General features: G+C 66.0%; 17 protein-coding genes. 6 read left to right on the top strand and 11 right to left on the bottom strand.

Features of this window, described 5'->3' with window-relative positions:
- The first annotated feature begins 108 nt into the window (after positions 1 to 108).
- A complete protein-coding gene (locus tag ACRVY7_RS12780) occupies positions 109 to 951 on the top strand; it encodes a thioesterase family protein (protein WP_431817304.1) in 843 nt (280 codons plus the stop codon).
- Positions 952 to 976: 25 nt separating this feature from the next.
- Here the strand turns inward: ACRVY7_RS12780 and hisG are convergent, their stop codons facing one another.
- The 4 genes from hisG to ACRVY7_RS12760 all read right to left on the bottom strand — a co-directional run bounded on the left by hisG (position 977) and on the right by ACRVY7_RS12760 (position 4526).
- A complete protein-coding gene (hisG, locus tag ACRVY7_RS12775; protein ID WP_431817303.1) occupies positions 977 to 1822 on the bottom strand; it encodes an ATP phosphoribosyltransferase in 846 nt (281 codons plus the stop codon).
- Between the two features lie 74 nt (positions 1823 to 1896).
- Positions 1897 to 2178, bottom strand: a complete 282-nt coding sequence (locus ACRVY7_RS12770) for a phosphoribosyl-ATP diphosphatase (protein ID WP_197494490.1) — start codon at positions 2176 to 2178, stop codon at positions 1897 to 1899.
- Between the two features lie 38 nt (positions 2179 to 2216).
- Positions 2217 to 2891 carry an HAD family hydrolase gene (locus tag ACRVY7_RS12765; protein ID WP_431817302.1) on the bottom strand — a complete coding sequence of 225 codons (675 nt, stop codon included), beginning with the start codon at positions 2889 to 2891 and terminating at the stop codon, positions 2217 to 2219.
- Between the two features lie 51 nt (positions 2892 to 2942).
- On the bottom strand, positions 2943 to 4526 hold the full coding sequence (locus ACRVY7_RS12760; protein WP_431817301.1) for a hypothetical protein: 1584 nt from the start codon (positions 4524 to 4526) through the stop codon (positions 2943 to 2945).
- A gap of 152 nt (positions 4527 to 4678) precedes the next feature.
- On the opposite strand from ACRVY7_RS12760, the gene ACRVY7_RS12755 reads away from it, so the two are divergent.
- Positions 4679 to 5617, top strand: coding sequence for a manganese-dependent inorganic pyrophosphatase (locus tag ACRVY7_RS12755; protein ID WP_431817300.1), 939 nt, complete (start codon positions 4679 to 4681; stop codon positions 5615 to 5617).
- A 9-nt stretch (positions 5618 to 5626) separates the two neighbouring features.
- Here the strand turns inward: ACRVY7_RS12755 and metH are convergent, their stop codons facing one another.
- Positions 5627 to 9211 (bottom strand): methionine synthase, encoded by a 3585-nt coding sequence (gene metH / locus ACRVY7_RS12750; RefSeq protein WP_431817299.1) that lies wholly within the window; start codon positions 9209 to 9211, stop codon positions 5627 to 5629.
- A 51-nt stretch (positions 9212 to 9262) separates the two neighbouring features.
- On the opposite strand from metH, the gene ACRVY7_RS12745 reads away from it, so the two are divergent.
- Positions 9263 to 10141 (top strand): PAC2 family protein, encoded by an 879-nt coding sequence (locus ACRVY7_RS12745; protein ID WP_049697364.1) that lies wholly within the window; start codon positions 9263 to 9265, stop codon positions 10139 to 10141.
- 44 nt (positions 10142 to 10185) lie between these two features.
- Here the strand turns inward: ACRVY7_RS12745 and ACRVY7_RS12740 are convergent, their stop codons facing one another.
- The 6 genes from ACRVY7_RS12740 to ACRVY7_RS12715 all read right to left on the bottom strand — a co-directional run bounded on the left by ACRVY7_RS12740 (position 10186) and on the right by ACRVY7_RS12715 (position 15137).
- Positions 10186 to 10494: a hypothetical protein gene (locus tag ACRVY7_RS12740; RefSeq protein WP_005202917.1), complete on the bottom strand. Its 309-nt coding sequence runs from the start codon at positions 10492 to 10494 to the stop codon at positions 10186 to 10188.
- A 48-nt stretch (positions 10495 to 10542) separates the two neighbouring features.
- A complete protein-coding gene (gene mshC / locus ACRVY7_RS12735) occupies positions 10543 to 11796 on the bottom strand; it encodes a cysteine--1-D-myo-inosityl 2-amino-2-deoxy-alpha-D-glucopyranoside ligase (RefSeq protein ID WP_431817298.1) in 1254 nt (417 codons plus the stop codon).
- 72 nt (positions 11797 to 11868) lie between these two features.
- Positions 11869 to 12726, bottom strand: a complete 858-nt coding sequence (locus ACRVY7_RS12730; RefSeq protein WP_431817297.1) for an SCO1664 family protein — start codon at positions 12724 to 12726, stop codon at positions 11869 to 11871.
- A gap of 5 nt (positions 12727 to 12731) precedes the next feature.
- Positions 12732 to 13430, bottom strand: a complete 699-nt coding sequence (locus tag ACRVY7_RS12725) for a DUF3090 domain-containing protein (RefSeq protein WP_049697361.1) — start codon at positions 13428 to 13430, stop codon at positions 12732 to 12734.
- A gap of 25 nt (positions 13431 to 13455) precedes the next feature.
- Entirely contained in the window at positions 13456 to 14238 is a 783-nt protein-coding gene (locus tag ACRVY7_RS12720) for an MSMEG_4193 family putative phosphomutase (RefSeq protein WP_431817296.1), read from the bottom strand.
- Between the two features lie 56 nt (positions 14239 to 14294).
- Positions 14295 to 15137, bottom strand: a complete 843-nt coding sequence (locus tag ACRVY7_RS12715; RefSeq protein ID WP_431817295.1) for an undecaprenyl-diphosphate phosphatase — start codon at positions 15135 to 15137, stop codon at positions 14295 to 14297.
- Between the two features lie 116 nt (positions 15138 to 15253).
- On the opposite strand from ACRVY7_RS12715, the gene ACRVY7_RS12710 reads away from it, so the two are divergent.
- From ACRVY7_RS12710 to ACRVY7_RS12700, 3 genes are read left to right on the top strand one after another with little or no spacing between them, the layout of a single operon-like run.
- Complete coding sequence (locus ACRVY7_RS12710; protein WP_431817294.1) at positions 15254 to 16372, top strand: YncE family protein; 1119 nt, start codon at positions 15254 to 15256, stop codon at positions 16370 to 16372.
- Positions 16372 to 16677 (top strand): DUF5703 family protein, encoded by a 306-nt coding sequence (locus ACRVY7_RS12705; RefSeq protein ID WP_064869214.1) that lies wholly within the window; start codon positions 16372 to 16374, stop codon positions 16675 to 16677. Before ACRVY7_RS12710 ends, ACRVY7_RS12705 begins: the two co-directional genes overlap by 1 nt.
- Positions 16671 to 17774, top strand: a complete 1104-nt coding sequence (locus tag ACRVY7_RS12700; protein ID WP_431817293.1) for a quinone-dependent dihydroorotate dehydrogenase — start codon at positions 16671 to 16673, stop codon at positions 17772 to 17774. Before ACRVY7_RS12705 ends, ACRVY7_RS12700 begins: the two co-directional genes overlap by 7 nt.
- Positions 17775 to 17776 lie beyond the last annotated feature (2 nt).

Genomic DNA, 17776 nt, shown 5'->3' with positions numbered 1-17776 from the left:
ACGACGTGGACTTGTAGCGATTTGGTCTAAACGTAGGAATGAAAGCGTCCGATCGGATGACACCGACCTGATCGGGGGCTTGAGGTTCACGTGATCTAGGGTCGGGCCGTGGAGAGTTGCTACTACGAACGCGTCGACGACATCCCCAACACCGACGACGACGCTGACGACTTCGAGTACTTCTCACCCACGTCCGCAACCCTGAGTGTGTGGGCCTCCGACATCCAGCACGGAGGACCTCCCGCGGGTCTGTTGATGCGCAGTCTCCTACGGTGCGCGCCGAATCCCACGCAAGAGTTCACCCGGGTGACGACCGAGATCCTCGGGCCGATCGGTTTGGGACTCAATCGGGTTCGCGCGAGGGCGGTTCGCCCCGGACGACAGATTGCGCTGATCGAAGCCGACCTCGAGGTCAGGCAGTCCGACGGTACATATCGCCTGGCGGCACAGAGTGTCGGGTGGCGCATGCGCACAACGGATTCGGCAGCGATCACCCACGCGCCGCGCGAACCGTTGCCGTCGCCGGAGACACTGCCCGTGGTTCGTGGTGTCACCGCAAACAGCGACCTCGGCGTCGACTGGGGCACCGTCGGCTTCATCGGGACGACGGAGACCGCGGCGACGCCGGGATTGCACGGCCGGACACCCGCGGTGTGGATCAAGCCCTCGATCGACCTGGTAGAAGGCGAGACCATGTCGAATATGGAGTCGGTCTTCACTGTTATCGACGTGGCGAACGGACTCGGAACGACGCTGCGACCCGACGAGTGGACCTGGATGAACACCGACACCACGGTGCACCTCGTCGGCCAACCGTCGACGCCGTGGCTTGGCATCGATGCCGACATGGCCGCGGGCAGCCACGGCTACGGCGCCACATTCGCCGATCTCTACGACGTCAGGGGCTTCTTGGGCCGCTCGGCCCAGACGGTGCTACTCGGTCCGCGCTGAGCGCTTCTCGGGTTTCCGCCAGACGTCAGAAGCGGCAGGACCGGATGTCCGACGCGAGGATCGCGCGCGCACCCAGCTCCGAGAGCTCGTCCATCAGGTTCTGGTGATCGCGACGCGGCACCATTGCGCGTACGGCCGCCCACTCCGGATCGGCCATCGGAGCGACCGTCGGCGACTCGAGACCGGGGGTGATCGCGGTCGCCTGCTCCAGCAGTGATCGAGGGCAGTCGTAGTCGATCATCACGTACTGCTGTCCGAACACCACGCCCTGCACTCGCTTGATGAACTGCGTTGCGCGCTTGTCGGGGTCGACGCCGGCACGGCTGATCAGGACACCTTCGGAGTCACAGAGCGATTCGCCGAACGCCTCGAGGCCGTGCTGTCGCAGAGTCCGTCCGGATCCGACGACGTCGGCGATCGCGTCGGCGACCCCGAGCTGGATGGAGATCTCGACCGCACCGTCGAGGCGGATGATCTCGGCTGTCATCCCCCGCGACGCGAGGTCGTCGCGCACCAGGTTCGGATACGACGTCGCGATGCGCTTGCCTGCCAGATCGTCGACGCTCCACTTCTGACCTGCGGGAGCCGCATAGCGGAAGGTCGAGGACCCGAAGCCCATCGCGAGCTCTTCGTCGACCTGGGCACCCGAGTCACGAGCGAGATCACGCCCGGTGATGCCGAGATCGAGTGTGCCCGCGCCGACGTAGATGGCGACGTCTTTGGGTCGGAGGAAGAAAAACTCGACGTCGTTGTTGTTGTCGAGGACGGTGAGATCCTTCGAGTCGGATCGCTTTCGGTAGCCGGCCTCGGCCAGCACGGCGGCTGCGGACTCGGAAAGGGCACCTTTGTTGGGGACTGCAACGCGCAGCATGGTCACTCCAGGGGATGTCGATGAATCGTCTGTGGTCTGTAGGTCGGGCGGGCCGGGACCGAATCGGTCACGGCCTACAGATGGCGGTAGACATCCTCGAGTGAGAGGCCCCGTTTGATCATCATCACCTGCAACCAGTAGAGAAGCTGCGAGATCTCCTCGCCGAGCGACTCGTCGGATTCGTATTCGGCGGCCAACCACACCTCGCCGGCCTCTTCGATGATCTTCTTGCCCAGTGTGTGCACGCCGGAGTCGAGTGCGGCGACGGTGCCACTGCCCGCGGGACGCGTGGTCGCCTTGTCGGTCAGCTCCGCGAACAACTCATCGAAGGTCTTCACGGGTGTCGATTGTCCCATGCGCGCACATGGGATCGACTCACGGGATCGCCGAACGACTAGTCGTGCCGTGCGAGGTCGAGGATCGTCAGACCGTCGAGGCTGCGTCGAAAGCGGCGTCGGGGACCCTGCGGGACGTCGGCGGCCGACGGCACGACGATCGTCGTGCACCCGGCGGAGACCGCCGACTGCGTTCCGGTCGGCGAATCTTCCACGGCGACACACTGACTGGCTTCGACGCCGAGTAGTGCCGCTGCCCGCAGATAGGGATCGGGCGCCGGCTTGCCGTGCTCCACTTCATCGCCGCACACGGTGACCGTGAAGAAGTGCGGGCCGATCGTGTCGAGCGCCTGATCGGTCAGCTCGCGCAAAGTGTTGGTCACCAGCGCCATCGGGATACCGGCGGCGGCGATGGTTGTCAAAGCCTCGAACGCGCCCGGTCGCCACGGCAGATCGACTGCGAACAGTTGCGCCACCCGATCGAGCAGCCATCGCTCGTCGGCTGCATGGTCACGCTCGTCGACGGGCACGCCGGAAGCGTCGAAGACCTTGGTCAGCGCGTCGGTCATGGAGTTGCCGAGCGTCGACTCCCGTAGCTCCGGCGTCATCGTGTAGCCGTGACGTTCCGAGAGTTCGGCGACGGCGATGTCCCACAGTTTCTCGGAGTCGAGCAGCGTGCCGTCCATGTCCCAGAGGACCGCGGCCGGACGGGCTGGTTCTGTCGAGGTCGTCACCCGAGAATCATCGCCGATGCGGACAACGCGCAGCGAATCCGGTGATTCGGCTCACGTGGCGGCGTGATCGTGCACAGGGCGAGGGGCCGGGCGTCTGACGGTGTCGACGACGCTGATCACCAGTCCCAGCACAGCCGCGGCCATCAGGGAGGCGTAGACGGTCAGCGCGGTATCACCCCGGCCCGACGTGTAGCCACCGCTTCCGCCATGTCCATCCGGTCGACCTGGCCCGCTTTGTTCGCCGCGTCCACCCGGTCGGCCCGGTCCGCCGGGACCGGCTTGTTGGCCGGTAGGTGATTGCCCGGCGGGTTGTCCGGACGGCTGTCCCCCGGGTTGTCCGGAGGGCTGGCCGGCACGACCACTGTTGCCATGGAACTGCCTGGTCATGCCGTGGCCCTGATCGCCGGACAGTGACGAGTGGTAGACGCCGATCGCCGACGCCTGGATCAGGACCGGCACCGCGATGAACCACAGCGGGAGGTAGAACGCGACGATCACGCTGAGGATCTCGACGGCGTAGAAGTATCGGTCGTGCATCGCGGGCAAGAGGAACGGCACGATGGCAGCACTTGCCGTTGCCACCACGAGGATCGAGGCAGGTGTGACGGCCGGCTTCTTCCACAACGACCAGGCCAGGAACACCACGATCACCAGCGCGGCCAGCCCGATACCGAGATGCGCCAGCCAGGTGGCGTCTCCCGAGATCGGAATGAGCTGATACAGGTTCGCCGCGCCGAGCGTGAGCTGCTTGTACGAGTCGGTCTGGTTCAGATACACCGAGAGCGCCGTCGACCACGACGCGCCTGCCACCACCGCGGGAAGGTCGAGCAGTACATAAACGGCCGGTATCGCCAGCAGGGCATACCAGGGAATGCGACGGCGAACGAGCAACCACAACACCACGGGCAACACGAAGATCGCCTGCAGTTTGAAGCTGATCGCCAGGCCGAAGAACACACACGCGACCACGGAGTTCGACACGTACGGATTCCACGCACGCACAGCCCACGCAGAGCGATTCCCGACGTGCGCCTGTCGCCCGGAATCGCCTTCACGAGCATCGCCCCGACGAGTATCGCTGCCTTGAGCGCGCAGCAGGAAGTAGATCCCCGCGACTACGCACGCGGTGTAGATGGCGTCGGCCTGACCCCACCAGGCGCTGTTCATGATCACGGACGGCAGGAGGAACACGACACCAAACGCCAACGCGCGCAACCAGAATCGATCCGTCCGCAGTGCGACGATCCGGTACGCCGAGCTCGCCAGCGCCACGTCGAAGATGATCGACAGCGCCTTGATGCCGATCAGTGACGGCACGTGCAGCACGGTGAGGAGCCAGATCAGATAGAGGTAGGGGTAGTTGTAGTCGGCGAACTGCTCACGGAACGCGCTGAAACCCTGCTCGTCGAGAGTGTCGTACCAGCGGCTCAAGAAGTTCTGGTAGTCCATCGTCTGGCGGTCGAGGAAGTACCACCGCACACCGAGACCCACCGCCAGCACAGCGCACAGCACACCCCATCGCACCCACCGTGGCACCGCGTCGCGCGGGGTCGGGTCGGGCTGTGCGCCGGTTCCGCCGGCGACAGGTGTCTGTGGACGTGCGGGAGGGCTTGCGGAAGTGAGAGTCGACGACATGGTCCCCACTGTGACCGGCGAAGCTGGGAGGTCGGTGGAAAGAGACTGTCTGGTTCGCGCCAGTGGATTCACCCCGGATGAGCTCGCTCGGGGCGGAGTGACCGTAGTGTCGGCAGAGAGCACCGACATCACCGAGCAGCCCCGGAGGAGTCATGTCGAAGGTCTTCGTCTTCGGACACCGCAACCCCGACACCGATGCCATCGCGTCGGCGATCGCGATGGCGCATCTCGAGCGCACGCTCGATCCCACACGTGACGTCGAGGCGGTGGCTCTCGGTTCGCCCGGACCCGAAACTCGCTATGCGCTGGATCATTTCGGGGTTGAGGCGCCGCGCGTGATCGAGCGTGCACGACCCGAGGCGGACGGTGTGATGCTCGTCGACCACAACGAACGTCAGCAGAGTGTCGCCGATCTCGCCGACGTGACCATCCACAAGGTCGTCGATCATCATCGGATCGCCAACTTCGAGACCGCTGCGCCGCTGTGGTTTCGCGCCGAGCCCGTCGGCTGTACGTGCACGATCCTTCACCGGATGTTCGGCGAGAACGATCTCACACCGCCACGAGACGTCGCCGGACTGATGGTGTCGGCGATCATCTCCGACACACTTCTGCTGCACTCGCCGACGACCACCGACCTCGATCGAGCTGCGGCAACCGAACTCGCCGAGCGCGCCGGAATCGACCTCGACGGCTACGGCACCGACCTACTCCGCGCGGGCTCCGACGTCGGCGACGCGTCGGCGGCCGAACTCATCGACCGCGACGCCAAGAGCTACACCATGGGGTCGACGACGGTCCGCGTCGCACAGATCAACACCGTCGACGTCGACAGTCTGCTCGCACGCCGCGACGAGTTCCTCGCAGCGATGAATGCCGAAGCGCGACAACAGGGATACGACCTGTTCCTGCTACTGCTCACCGACGTGCTGAAGGTCGACTCCGACCTACTCGTCGTGGGCTCGCCTGTCGAGGCCGTCGAGAAGGCGCTTGGCGTGACCGTTCGCGACGGCCACGCCAAGGCACCGGGGATCGTCTCCAGGAAGAAGCAGATCGTCCCGCAGCTGACCGAGGTACTGCGCGCCACGTGACGCGCATGCTCAGACGTTGAAGTACTTGGCCTCGGGATGGTGCAGAACGAAGGCGTCCGTCGACTGCTCGGGATGGAGCTGCAACTCCTCCGACAGTTCGACGCCGATGCGCTCCGGTTCGAGCAACTTCATCATCGTGATGCGGTCTTCGAGGTTCGGGCACGCGCCGTAGCCGAACGAGAAACGAGCACCGCGGTACTCGAGGTCGAAGAAGCCCTGGGCCGCGTCGGGATCCTCGGACCCGAATGACTTGTCCCCCACCGTCAGTTCACTGCGCACCCGCTGGTGCCAGTACTCGGCCAACGCCTCCGTCAACTGCACTCCGATGCCGTGGACCTCGAGGTAGTCGCGGTAGGCGTCGTCGGCGAAGAGCTTATTGGCGAAATCGGCGATCGGCTGGCCCATCGTGACGAGTTGGAACGGCAGCACGTCGACCTGTCCGGTGGCGATGGCGTCGTCGCGCGAGCGGATGAAATCGGCGATGCACAGGAACTTCGGCCGCTGCTGGCGTGGGAACGAGAAGCTGTACCGCACAGGGGCATCCGGGCGGGGCTCGGTGAGCACATGCACGGTGTCGCCCTCGCTGACCGCCGGGAAATACCCGTACACCACGGCCGCGTGCTGCAGGATGCCCTCGGTCGACAACCGATCGATCCAGTAGCGAAGCCGCGGGCGCCCTTCGGTTTCGACCAACTCTTCGTACGACGGCCCATCACCGCCGCGCGCTCCGCGCAGACCCCACTGGCCGAGGAAGAGTGCACGCTCGTCGAGCAGTTGGCGGTACTCGGCGACAGGTACGCCTTTGATGATCCGAGTCCCCCAGAATGGTGGCGTCGGAACGTCGTTGTCGGCGGCCACATCCGAGCGTGCGGGCACCTCGATCGGAGTCTCCGCGGCCTTGCGCTTGGCGGCGATGCGCTTCGATCGTTCGTGTCGTGCCTTGCGCTCGGCGGCCTTCTGGGCGGCAGCGATCGAGTCGGCGCTCTCGGGCACCGATCCCCCACCACGCTTGAGCGCCATGATGTCGTCCATCAGGCGCAGACCCTCGAAGGCATCACGCGCGTAATGCACGTCGCCCTCGTAGGCTTCCGACAGATCGTTCTCGACGTACGACCGTGTCAGCGCCGCTCCGCCGAGGAGGACGGGATAGTTGTCCGCCAGCCCTCGAGCGTTGATCTCCTCGAGATTCTCCTTCATGACGACGGTCGACTTCACCAGCAGCCCCGACATGCCGATCACGTCGGCACGCTTGTCCTCGGCCACCTCGAGGATCGTCGAAATCGGTTGCTTGATACCGATGTTCACGACCTCGTAGCCGTTGTTGCTCAGGATGATGTCGACGAGGTTCTTGCCGATGTCGTGGACGTCGCCCTTCACGGTGGCGAGCACGATGCGTCCCTTACCGTCCTCGCCGGTGGCTTCCATGTGCGGTTCGAGATGTGCCACAGCGGTTTTCATGACTTCGGCAGACTGCAACACGAATGGCAGCTGCATCTGGCCGGATCCGAACAGCTCGCCGACGGTCTTCATCCCGGACAACAGCGTCTCGTTGATGATCTCCAGCGGCGGCTTCTGCGTCATCGCCTCGTCGAGATCGGCCTCGAGCCCGTTGCGCTCCCCGTCGACGATGCGACGCTCGAGTCGCTCGAAAAGCGGAAGCCGGTTCAGTTCTGCCGCACGGGTTTCGCGGGCCGACGCCGCCGAGACGCCCTCGAAGAGCTCCATGAGCTTTTGCAGCGGATCGTATCCGTCACGTCGACGGTCGTAGATCAGGTCGAGCGCCACATCGCGCTGCTCGTCGGGGATGCGAGCCATCGGCAGGATCTTCGACGCGTGCACGATCGCGGTGTCGAGACCCGCCTGCACGCATTCGTGCAGGAAGACCGAGTTGAGCACCTGGCGCGCAGCGGGATTCAGCCCGAAGGAGATGTTGGAGATGCCCAGGGTGAAGTGCACGTCCGGATGTGCCTCGTGCAGCCGACGGATAGCCTCGATGGTCTCGATGCCGTCCTTGCGGACCTCCTCCTGACCCGTCGAGATCGGGAACGTCAGCGTGTCGAGGATGATGTCCTCTTCGGCGAGGCCCCAGTTGTCGGTGATGTCGGCGATGAGCCGCTCTGCGACACGGACTTTCCAGTCCGCGGTACGCGCCTGACCTTCTTCGTCGATCGTCAGTGCCACCACAGCGGCACCATGTTCGACGGCGAGCCGCATGATGCGTGCGAATCGCGAATCGGGTCCGTCGCCGTCCTCGTAGTTGACGGAGTTGACCGCACACCGACCGCCAAGCGTCTCGAGTCCTGCGCGGATCACCTCCGGCTCGGTGGAGTCGAGCATGATCGGCAGCGTCGACGACGTCGCGAAACGGCTGGCGAGCGCTGTCATGTCCGCTGCGCCGTCGCGGCCGACGTAGTCGACGTTGAGGTCGAGCATGTGCGCGCCGTCGCGTGTCTGGTCCTTGGCGATGTCGAGACACTTCTGGTAGTCCTCGGCGAGCATCGCCTCGCGGAAAGCCTTGGAACCGTTGGAGTTGGTGCGCTCGCCGATGACCAGGAAGCTGGCGTCCTGGTCGAAGGGCACCGCGGTGTAGAGCGACGACGTCTCCGACTCGTGCTGCGGGGTCCGCTTCGCCTTGGTCACGCCGCCGACCGCGGCCGCGACCTCACGGATGTGGTCGGGCGTCGTGCCGCAGCAACCGCCGACGAAGGAGAGCCCGAATTCACCGACGAACATCGCCAGTGATTCCGCCAGCTCGTCTGGCTGCAACGGGTAGACGGCGCCGTTGGGGCCGAGTTCGGGCAGACCGGCGTTGGGCATGACCGAGACCGGAATGGTTGCATGCCGTGACAGGTACCGCAGATGCTCACTCATCTCGGCCGGCCCGGTGGCGCAGTTGAGTCCGATCATGTCGACGCCCAGCGGCTCGATGGCGGTGAGCGCCGCGCCGATCTCGGAACCGAGCAGCATGGTGCCCGTGGTCTCGACCGTGACGTGGGAGATGATCGGAATCCGACGCCCGAGCTGAGCCATCGCCCGCTTGGCGGCCAGCACGGCAGCCTTCACCTGCAGCAGATCCTGCGAGGTCTCCACGAGGATTGCGTCGGCGCCGCCGTCGAGCATGCCTGCGACACATTCGAAGTAGGCGTCGCGGATGGCCTCGAACGTGGTGTGGCCGAGGCTCGGCAGCTTGGTGCCGGGGCCGATCGATCCGAGAACGTAACGTCCGGTGCCGTCACTCGACGGCCCCATCTCGTCGGCGACGCCGCGAGCGATGGAGGTGCCCTTGAAGGAGAGTTCGCGGATGCGATCGGCGATGTCGTAGTCGCCGAGGTTCGAGAGGTTGCAGCCGAACGTGTTGGTCTCGACAGCGTCGGCGCCCGCCTCGAAGTAGGCGCGGTGGATGTCTGCGAGAACGTCGGGGCGGGTGTCGTTGAGGATTTCGTTGCAACCCTCGAGGTTGTTGAAATCGTCGAGCGTCAAATCCGCGGCCTGCAACATGGTGCCCATCGCCCCATCGCCGATCAATACTCGACGCGACATGTCCGTGACGAACGTCGTGTCGAAGTCGGTGGCGGTACGGGAGGGGTTGGACATGGTTCTCAGCGTAGTTCGCTCTCTCTTGTGATCAGGTCGTAGGCTGGTTCAGTGAACGCAGAGCAGTTGTCGAACCTTCCCCGGTTGCGCCGGCCGATCCTGCTGGCTGCCTTCGAGGGCTGGAACGACGCCGGAGACGCGGCCAGCAGTGCCGTCGAGCATCTCGCGCTGACCTGGGACGCGCGCCCCCTCGTCGACATCGATGCCGACGACTATTACGACTTCCAGGTCAATCGGCCCACGGTGAAGCAAATCGACGGAGTCACCCGCCGAATCGACTGGCCGACGACGTCCATCTCCTACTGCAGCCCCGAGGGAGCCGACCGTGACATCGTACTGGTGCGCGGAATCGAACCCAACATGCGCTGGCGTGCGTTCTGCGCCGAGATCGTCGACCTCGCGCACGAGCTGGGTGTGGAGACGACAGTGATGCTCGGTGCGTTGCTCGCCGACACTCCCCATACCCGTCCGGTCCCGGTGACCGGAAGCGCCTACAGCAGTGAAGCGGCCGAGCGCTATAACCTCGCCGAGAACCGCTACGAGGGCCCGACGGGGATCACCGGGGTGCTGCAGGATCTGTTCGTGCAAGCGGGGCTGCCCGCGGTGTCGTTCTGGGCTGCGGTCCCGCACTATGTGTCGACGCCCCCGAACCCCAAGGCGACCGTCGCGCTGCTCAACAGGGTCGAGGAGGTCCTCGACATCGAGGTACCGCTCGGCACGCTGCCCGAGCAGGCCGAAGAGTGGGAGCAGGCGGTCACCGAGATGACCGAGGACGACGAGGAGATCGCCGACTACGTCCGAGGCCTCGAGGAGCGCGGTGACGCCGAACTCGACACCGACGAGGCGATGGCCAAGATCGACGGTGACGCGTTGGCCGCCGAATTCGAGCGCTACCTCAAGCGGCGTCGACCCGGCCCTTTCGGAGGCTGAGTTTCAGCTACTGGTCGCTGTCCAACGGGCTGCTCGCTCGTCGGTCAGTCGATGCGTTCGATGGAGACGACCGGCGTTGTGATGCGCCAGGTGCGTACGTCCGGGTCGTCGGCGGCGCGAACCCAGAACTGTGCGGATTCGCCCACTCGGCATGACTTCACACCGAGAAGCGGGATGTCTTCGGAGTCGCGACGCAGCCTGCTGACCGCCCACTCCTCGCTGTCGGTGCCTCCCACTCCCGGAGCCCGCAGCAGAGTCATGTCGTTGAAGTCGAGCAGATACGTCGAGGTCCGTGTGATCACGGTGTACACGCCGGATTCGGTGTTGGGTCGGATCTCCTGAACGCGGGCCACCCGGAGAACTCTACTAAGCTGCGCCGCCTGCGTACGAATCGCGTCGGATCATCGTGTCGCGTGGCCTAATTCGACGCCGAGCAGTGCTTGGACGGCGGTGGCGACATCGCCGGGAGCGGTCGTCGACTGTCCGATTCCCTGCTCGACATCTCGGCACCACCCGTCGATGGCGGCAAGGGCCTTCGGCGTATCGAGGTCGTCGGCGAGATGCTCCCGAACGCGGGCGATGACGGGTGCGGCGTCCGGGCCGGTCGGCGCCGACGTGGCAGTCTGCCACCGGTGAAGACGTGCGCGGCCCTCGTCGAGAACGGCATCGCTCCACATGCGGTCGGCGCGGTAGTGCTCGGCGAGCAGCGCCAGCCGGATCGCCGCGGGATCCTCACCCGCACGGCGCAGCACCGACACGAACACGAGGTTTCCACGGCTCTTCGACATCTTCTCGCCGTCGAGTCCGACCATGCCGGTGTGCACGTAGTGGCGCGCAAAGCGACGGGCGCCCGTGTACGCCTCACCATGCGCTGCGGAGAACTCGTGATGAGGGAAGATCAGGTCGTTTCCGCCACCCTGAATGTCGAATTCGACGCCGAGCCGGTTCAGCGCGATCGCCGAACACTCGACGTGCCAGCCGGGACGTCCCGGTCCGAACGGCGACTCCCACGACGGTTCGTCGGGGCGACGCGCCCGCCACAGGATGGGATCGAGGCGGTCACGCTTGCCCTGACGGTCGGGGTCGCCGCCCCGTTCGGCGAAGAACCGTTCCATCGTCGCCCGGTCGTACCCGGATTCGTATCCGAACTGCTCGGTGGCGTCCGCGCGGTAGTACACGTCGGGGAACTCGGGATCGTCGACGACGTACGCTGCGCCGGATGTGAGGAGTTTGCCCACCATCTCGATGACCTCGTCGACGGACTCCATCGCACCGATGTAGTCGCGCGGCGGTAGGACGCTCAGCGCGGTCATGTCGTCGCGGAAGAGCTGAATCTGCTCGGAGCCCAGCGCACGCCAGTCGACGCCGTCGCGGGCCGCACGCTCGAACAGCGGGTCGTCGACGTCGGTGATGTTCTGCACGTAGTGCACCTCATGCCCCTGATCGCGCAGCACCCGGTTGACGATGTCGAAGGTGAGGTAGGTGGCCGCGTGACCGAGGTGCGTTGCGTCGTAGGGCGTGATGCCACAGACGTACATGGTCGCGGTCGCGCCGGGCGAGACGGGGCGGACGGTGCGGCTCGAGGTGTCGTACAGGCGGAGCGCGGGTCCGGATCCGCCGACGGTGGGCACAGCCGGTTGGGGCCACGATTGCATATGTCCCACTGTATTGGCCGCTCTCAGACGGGTCCGAACAGGGCTGTCAGAACGGGCTGTCTGAATAGGTCGTCAGAACGGTGGCCAGGGAATGGGGCGGTGAGGCGGCGGCATGGGAAGCCTGCCGGATTCGGCGAGGATGATGGCGCGCAGGGTGAGTGCGTCGATCTCGTCGTCGGTGATGTGTGGGGCCAGTGCCGCGCGGAGCTGCGAGTCGTCGGACTCCAGGGCCTCGGCGAGCGTCGCGATATCGGCGATCAGGTGGCCGGGGATCTGATCGCCCGCCCAGCCCCACAGCACCGTGCGCAGTTTGTCGTCGGTGTGCAGGCAGATGCCGTGGTCGACGCCGTAGACGTTGCCGTCGAGACCTTCGAGTACGTGTCCGCCCTTGCGGTCGGCGTTGTTGAGGATGACGTCGAGCACCGCCATCCGCAGCAGGCGCGGATCGTCGGCGTGGACGAGAACGACCTGCTCTCCGAGTGGATCGAGCGCCCGCAGGATCGGCCGATAGTTGTCCGGGACGGTGTCGGGCGGGCACAGGTCCACGAGGTCGACGCGGGCCGCCGGGAGGTCGCCGGAATCGGGATCGGGGGTGTCGATCCAGCGCTGGACCATTCCGGGGCCGAGCGGACCGTCGCGCATCACCGTCGTCGGGATCGTGTGCCAGCCAAGCGCCTCGGAGATCAGGTACGACGCCACCTCGCGCCCAGCAAGTGTGCCGTCGGGAAAGTCCCACAGCGGTACTTCGCCACGAATCGGTTTGTAGACACACCGAACGCTGCCGCCGGTGGACGGTGTTGCCTCGCAGACAAGGGTCGCGTTGCTCGCCGTCGGGATTCGGCCGACGATGACCAGCTCTCCCTCGCGGAGCGCATCATCTGAGGTGATGCCGCCCGTACCGGGCTCGCCTGCGGCCTCCCCCGGTTGCATCGGTGTCAATCCCGCCCCGGGCTGTCGGCGTCGGGTCCTTCTCCTGACTCGTCGCCTTCGTCGTCGGTGTCGTAGAGACCCGAGTCATCGCCGAGCGACAGATCGCGGAACACCTCCGGGTCGACGAACTCGATCGATTTGCTCAGCTCTGCGTCGCGTTTGAAGCCGTTTGTGCGGACACAGAGGTGACCGGCGGGATCGAGAGGCTCGGCGCACAGCGGGCACGGCGGCCGCCCGGCGGAGATGACCCGCGACGATCGCGCGGCGAACTCGCGCGCGGCCTGCGTGGTGAGGAACACGCGGACGGCGTCGGGACCCTCGTCGGTGTCGTCGAGTACGACGCTCTCGTCGAACTCACCCTCGGTGATGGCGAGCAGCTCCACGACGACGGCCTCGGACTCGGCATCCCAGCCGAGGCCCATGGTTCCGACCCGGAACTCGGCGTCGACCGGCATCACCAGGGGGCTGAGATCTCCAACACGGTCGGACGGCGGTGGAATCGGGGTGCCGAACCTGCGATGGATCTCGTCGAGCAGAGCGCCGATCCGATCGGCGAGGATCTGCACCTGTTGCTTTTCGAGCATCACGCTGATGATGCGCGCCTCGTGGACAGCCTGGAGGTAGAACGTCCGGTCGCCCGGTTGTCCGACGGTACCGGCGACAAACCGGTCCGGGCTGCGGAAGACATGGATCGCTCGAGACATCACACCTCCTTTTCTCGTGTGTTCATTATCCGCGTCCGGCGGGAGCCTGTGCAGAAGTTGCCGGTCGCAGGGTGTTGTCGTCGACGCCGGTCTCGCCTCCGATGGTCGCGTCGTCCTCGGCTGCGGCTTCGTGGGAGGCGGCGTCGTGGCTCTTCTTCGGCGGGGGCGACGGTATCGAGATCACTGCGGCGTTGTTGACCGTCTGCACGTACGGGCGTGTCGCGCCGTAGCGGACGATGCTGATCGACGCCGGTTCGATGACGATCCGTTGGAAGGTGTCGAGGTGGGCACCCATCGCGTCGGAGATCACCGATTTGATCACGTCGCCGTGTGAGCACGCGACCCAGACACCGGAGCCATCCGGCCCCCCGAGTTCGCGGTCGAGCCTGCGTATGGCGGCAACGGCACGGGCCTGAACCTGAGACAGACCCTCACCGTCAGGGAAGACGGCAGCCGACGGGTGCTGCTGCACCACCTTCCAGAGGGGCTCGGCAAGGAGGTCTTTGATCGGTCGGTTGGTCCAACTGCCGTAGTCGACCTCTGCGAGATCGTCGACGACCACCTCGGGAACCTGACGACCGGTCTGCTCGGTGATGGCTGCGAGCAACGGTGCAACGGTCTCACCACACCGTTGCAATGGTGAGCGAGCCACCGCGGTGATCTGCTCGACGCACGAGCCGAGTCGATTCACCAGTTCCGCCGCCTGCGAGCGTCCCTTGTCGTCGAGGGCGACGCCCGGCGTGCGGCCGGCCAGTACGCCCGAGGTATTGGCAACCGACCGGCCATGGCGAACCAGGATCACGGTCATCCCTCAACCATAGGCACTCGCGCCCGCTGCGGCACAGACGGCCGACACGGCGCAGGTCAGGTCGCGCTGATGACCCCGGCGGAGAGCAGACCGATCACGACGAGGCCGAGGGCCACGCGGTACACGCCGAACCAGTTGAGCGAGTGTCCGCTGACGAAGCGCAGCAGCCAGGCGATGGAGATGTAACCGACGACGAAGGAGATCAGCGTGGACACCGCGAGTTGTGCGCCGGTGGCCTCCATGCCGTCGCCGGAGGGGTGGAAGGCGTCGGGGAGACTGAACAGCCCGGACGCCAGCACCGCGGGGATCGCGAGCAGAAACGAGAAGCGGAACGCGGCCTCGCGCTCGAGCCCGAGGAACAGACCCGCGCTTGCCGTCGCACCCGAGCGTGACACGCCGGGCACCAGGGCGAGGCACTGCGCGAGACCCATGACAAGGCCGTCGCGCAGGGTGAGCTGCTCGATCGACCGGGACTGCGTCGCGACGCGTTCGGCGAGCCAGAACACTCCCGAGAACACGATCAGGACGATCGCGGTGATCCACAGGTTGCGCGCAGCGGTGCGGATCTCGTCCTTCAGCAAGAAGCCGATGATGCCGATCGGAATGGTCGCGAAGATCACGTACCAACCGATCCGGTAGTCGAGGTTGCGCTCGTGTTCGTTGAACAGTCCGCGGAACCAGGCGGTGATGATGCGGCCGATGTCGCGGGCGAAGAACACGAGAACCGCAGCCTCGGTTCCGAGTTGGATCACAGCGGTGAACGACGCTCCGGCGTCGCCACCGAACATCAGTTCCGAGGCGATGCGCAGGTGGGCCGACGATGAGATCGGAAGAAACTCGGTAAGGCCCTGGATGATTCCCAGCACGATCGCCTGGGCCCAGGTCATGGTCTCGGTCACGGGCGACGATGCTACCGGTCGTATGCGACGCGCGAGCGGCACACCGGATGTGATCCGGCGAACGGTCACGCTGACCTGTCGGCGGGCGACCGATGTGCGTCGCGCAAGATGGTTGCATGCGCTCACCCCGGCTTGTCGATACCGCTCACTCTGCTCGCCGACGTTCGGCGCCGGTCTGGGGTATCGCAACGATCGTGGTCGCGACGATGGTGCTGGCGGGCTGCGGATCGTCGGACGATGGCGGCGGCAAGAAGGAAACGGTGGCGCCCGCGACCGCAAGTGCCGCCCCCGCCGGACCTGCCGCAACGCCTGCCGGCACGGTTGTGCCGACACCGCCGGGAAGCACGCAGCTGGCTCATTCGGGCAACTCGCTGGGTGTTCTGAGCAAAGACGGGACATCAGTGCTCCGATTGTCGACGGAGGCGATCACCACTCCGCCGAGCACCGTCGCGGTACCCCGGCTCACACGATTGATCGGGGTCGGCAACGGCGCATTCGTCGGTGCGGGGCCGGAAACCCTGGTGCGCATCGCTCCCGACGGAGCCGTGACGTCAGCGCGCACCTCGGTTTCGGAGCCCACCGCGCTGGCTCGCACGGCAGCCGGACAGATCCTCGTGGGGACGGCCAACGGTCACCTCGTGGTCTTCGACGCCGCGCTCAAGCAGACCCGCGATATCGGCGGATTCGTCGGCGTGGATCAGATCACCGTCTCCCCCGTCGGCGCCGACCTCCCTGACGAGCAGGTCGTCGTGCTCGACAAAGCGCAGTCGTCTGTCACCCCGGTCAACATCTCCACCGGCGAGTTCGGTGCGGCGCTACGCGCGGGCAACGGCGCCACCGAGGCGACCGTCGACCACTACGGGCGAATCCTGGTGGCCAACACACGCGACGACGAGATCGTCGGATTCTATGGAGCACCGCTGGTGATGCGATTCCGCTATCCCGTGCCGAACGGACCGTACGCCGTAGACTACGACGACACCCGCAATCTCCTTTGGGTGTCGACGACGGCGAACAACGAGGTGGTGGCGTATGACCTTGCCGGTGGTGAACCCGTCGAGAAGCATCGCTTCGCCGCGGTCGCCCAGCCCGACGCCCTCACCGTCGACGATGCGTCCGGCACCGTTTACGTCCTGTCGGCCCGCGACGGCGGCGTGCAGGTCGTCAGTCCGCCGTATACCCAAGGGGCACCTGTGAGCAGTCCCACTGCCGCGCCGAGCGAGGCGGGACGCTGATGTCGACGCCCGGTCATCACCGGCTCCCCCAGCATCACCGCACCAGCGCACGAATCGGTGCGCGTTATCCCCGCGGATGGGAGGTGACGTCCGAGGACTACGAGACGATGTTGATCAAGCTTCCGCCGGACATCACCAGGGTGACGGCGTCGATGCGTCTGTCACTCGAAGCCGAGTTCGGTGGCTGGGAACTGTCGCGGGTTCGGCTGTACACCGATGGCACCCGAAAAGTGTTGCTACGACGCAAAAAACCGCCACGGGGCCGAGGTGGCGAGCAGTTCGGCGGAAGTGCCGAGGCATGCTGACCCGCGTCAACCGGGTCCTGTATCCGGTCGCGCTCAAGGCGATGTTCCTTCTCGCCCCCGAGCGCATCCACTCGATCATCATGGCGTCGATCCGCACCACCACCAGGCTGGGCATCGCGCGGACCCTCCTCGCGCGACTGTTCACCGTTCCCGACCCGGTGCTGCGCCAAGAGGTCTTCGGTGTCACCTTCCCGGCGCCGCTGGGACTGGCGGCCGGTTTCGACAAGTCGGCGGCAGCGGCCGACGCGTGGGGGCTTCTCGGCTTCGGGTACGCCGAGGTCGGCACCGTCACCGGCCAGGCCCAGCCGGGCAATCCGCCACCGCGGCTGTTCCGGCTCCCCGCCGACCGTGCGCTGATCAACCGCATGGGATTCAACAACCCCGGCGCGGTGGCAGCGGCTGACAATCTCCTGGCGGCCAAGGGGCGGGGTATCCCCGGTCCGATCGGCGCGAACATCGGCAAGACCAAGGTGGTGCCGCTCGACGGCGCCGTCGAGGACTACCGGATCTCGGCTCGCCTGCTGGGCCAGCATGCCGATTTCGTGGTGGTCAACGTGAGCTCACCGAACACTCCCGGTCTCCGCGATCTCCAGGCCGTCGACTCACTGCGGCCGATTCTCGCCGCGGTACTCGACGAGGTGACGGTTCCGGTCCTCGTGAAGATCGCCCCCGACCTCGCCGACGCCGACATCGACGCGGTGGCCGATCTGGCCGTCGAACTCGGTCTGGCGGGCATCGTCGCGACGAATACGACGATCTCGCGTGACGGACTCACCACTCCAGCAGACGAGGTCGAGGCGATGGGTGCGGGCGGACTTTCCGGCGCACCGCTCGCTGATCGGTCGCTGGAGGTGTTGCGCCGCTTGTACTCTCGCGTCGGCGGCAAGCTCGCCTTGATCAGTGTCGGCGGTATCGAGACGCCCGATCAGGCATGGGAGCGCATCTGCGCGGGCGCCGATCTGTTGCAGACCTACACCGGCTTCATCTACGGGGGGCCGGTGCGACTACGCGAGATCCATGAGGGACTCGCAGCCCGCGTGCGCGCCGCCGGATTGAGCAACATCTCCGAGGCGGTCGGCAGCGCGCCACGCGGCTGATC

The organism is Gordonia jacobaea, from assembly GCF_965344965.1.
Taxonomy (GTDB): domain Bacteria; phylum Actinomycetota; class Actinomycetes; order Mycobacteriales; family Mycobacteriaceae; genus Gordonia; species Gordonia jacobaea.
This window is presented reverse-complemented; position numbering and strand designations above follow the sequence as displayed.

Excerpts from the sequence above, each read along its gene's own strand:
- hisG (WP_431817303.1), bottom strand. The coding sequence starts at position 1,822 with ATGCTGCGCGTTGCAGTCCCCAACAAAGGTGCCCTTTCCGAGTCCGCA.
- ACRVY7_RS12770 (WP_197494490.1), bottom strand. The coding sequence starts at position 2,178 with ATGGGACAATCGACACCCGTGAAGACCTTCGATGAGTTGTTCGCGGAG.
- ACRVY7_RS12760 (WP_431817301.1), bottom strand. The coding sequence starts at position 4,526 with ATGTCGTCGACTCTCACTTCCGCAAGCCCTCCCGCACGTCCACAGACA.
- ACRVY7_RS12755 (WP_431817300.1), top strand. The coding sequence starts at position 4,679 with ATGTCGAAGGTCTTCGTCTTCGGACACCGCAACCCCGACACCGATGCC.
- metH (WP_431817299.1), bottom strand. The coding sequence starts at position 9,211 with ATGTCCAACCCCTCCCGTACCGCCACCGACTTCGACACGACGTTCGTC.
- mshC (WP_431817298.1), bottom strand. The coding sequence starts at position 11,796 with ATGCAATCGTGGCCCCAACCGGCTGTGCCCACCGTCGGCGGATCCGGA.
- ACRVY7_RS12730 (WP_431817297.1), bottom strand. The coding sequence starts at position 12,726 with ATGCAACCGGGGGAGGCCGCAGGCGAGCCCGGTACGGGCGGCATCACC.
- ACRVY7_RS12725 (WP_049697361.1), bottom strand. The coding sequence starts at position 13,430 with ATGTCTCGAGCGATCCATGTCTTCCGCAGCCCGGACCGGTTTGTCGCC.
- ACRVY7_RS12720 (WP_431817296.1), bottom strand. The coding sequence starts at position 14,238 with ATGACCGTGATCCTGGTTCGCCATGGCCGGTCGGTTGCCAATACCTCG.
- ACRVY7_RS12710 (WP_431817294.1), top strand. The coding sequence starts at position 15,254 with ATGCGCTCACCCCGGCTTGTCGATACCGCTCACTCTGCTCGCCGACGT.
- ACRVY7_RS12705 (WP_064869214.1), top strand. The coding sequence starts at position 16,372 with ATGTCGACGCCCGGTCATCACCGGCTCCCCCAGCATCACCGCACCAGC.
- ACRVY7_RS12700 (WP_431817293.1), top strand. The coding sequence starts at position 16,671 with ATGCTGACCCGCGTCAACCGGGTCCTGTATCCGGTCGCGCTCAAGGCG.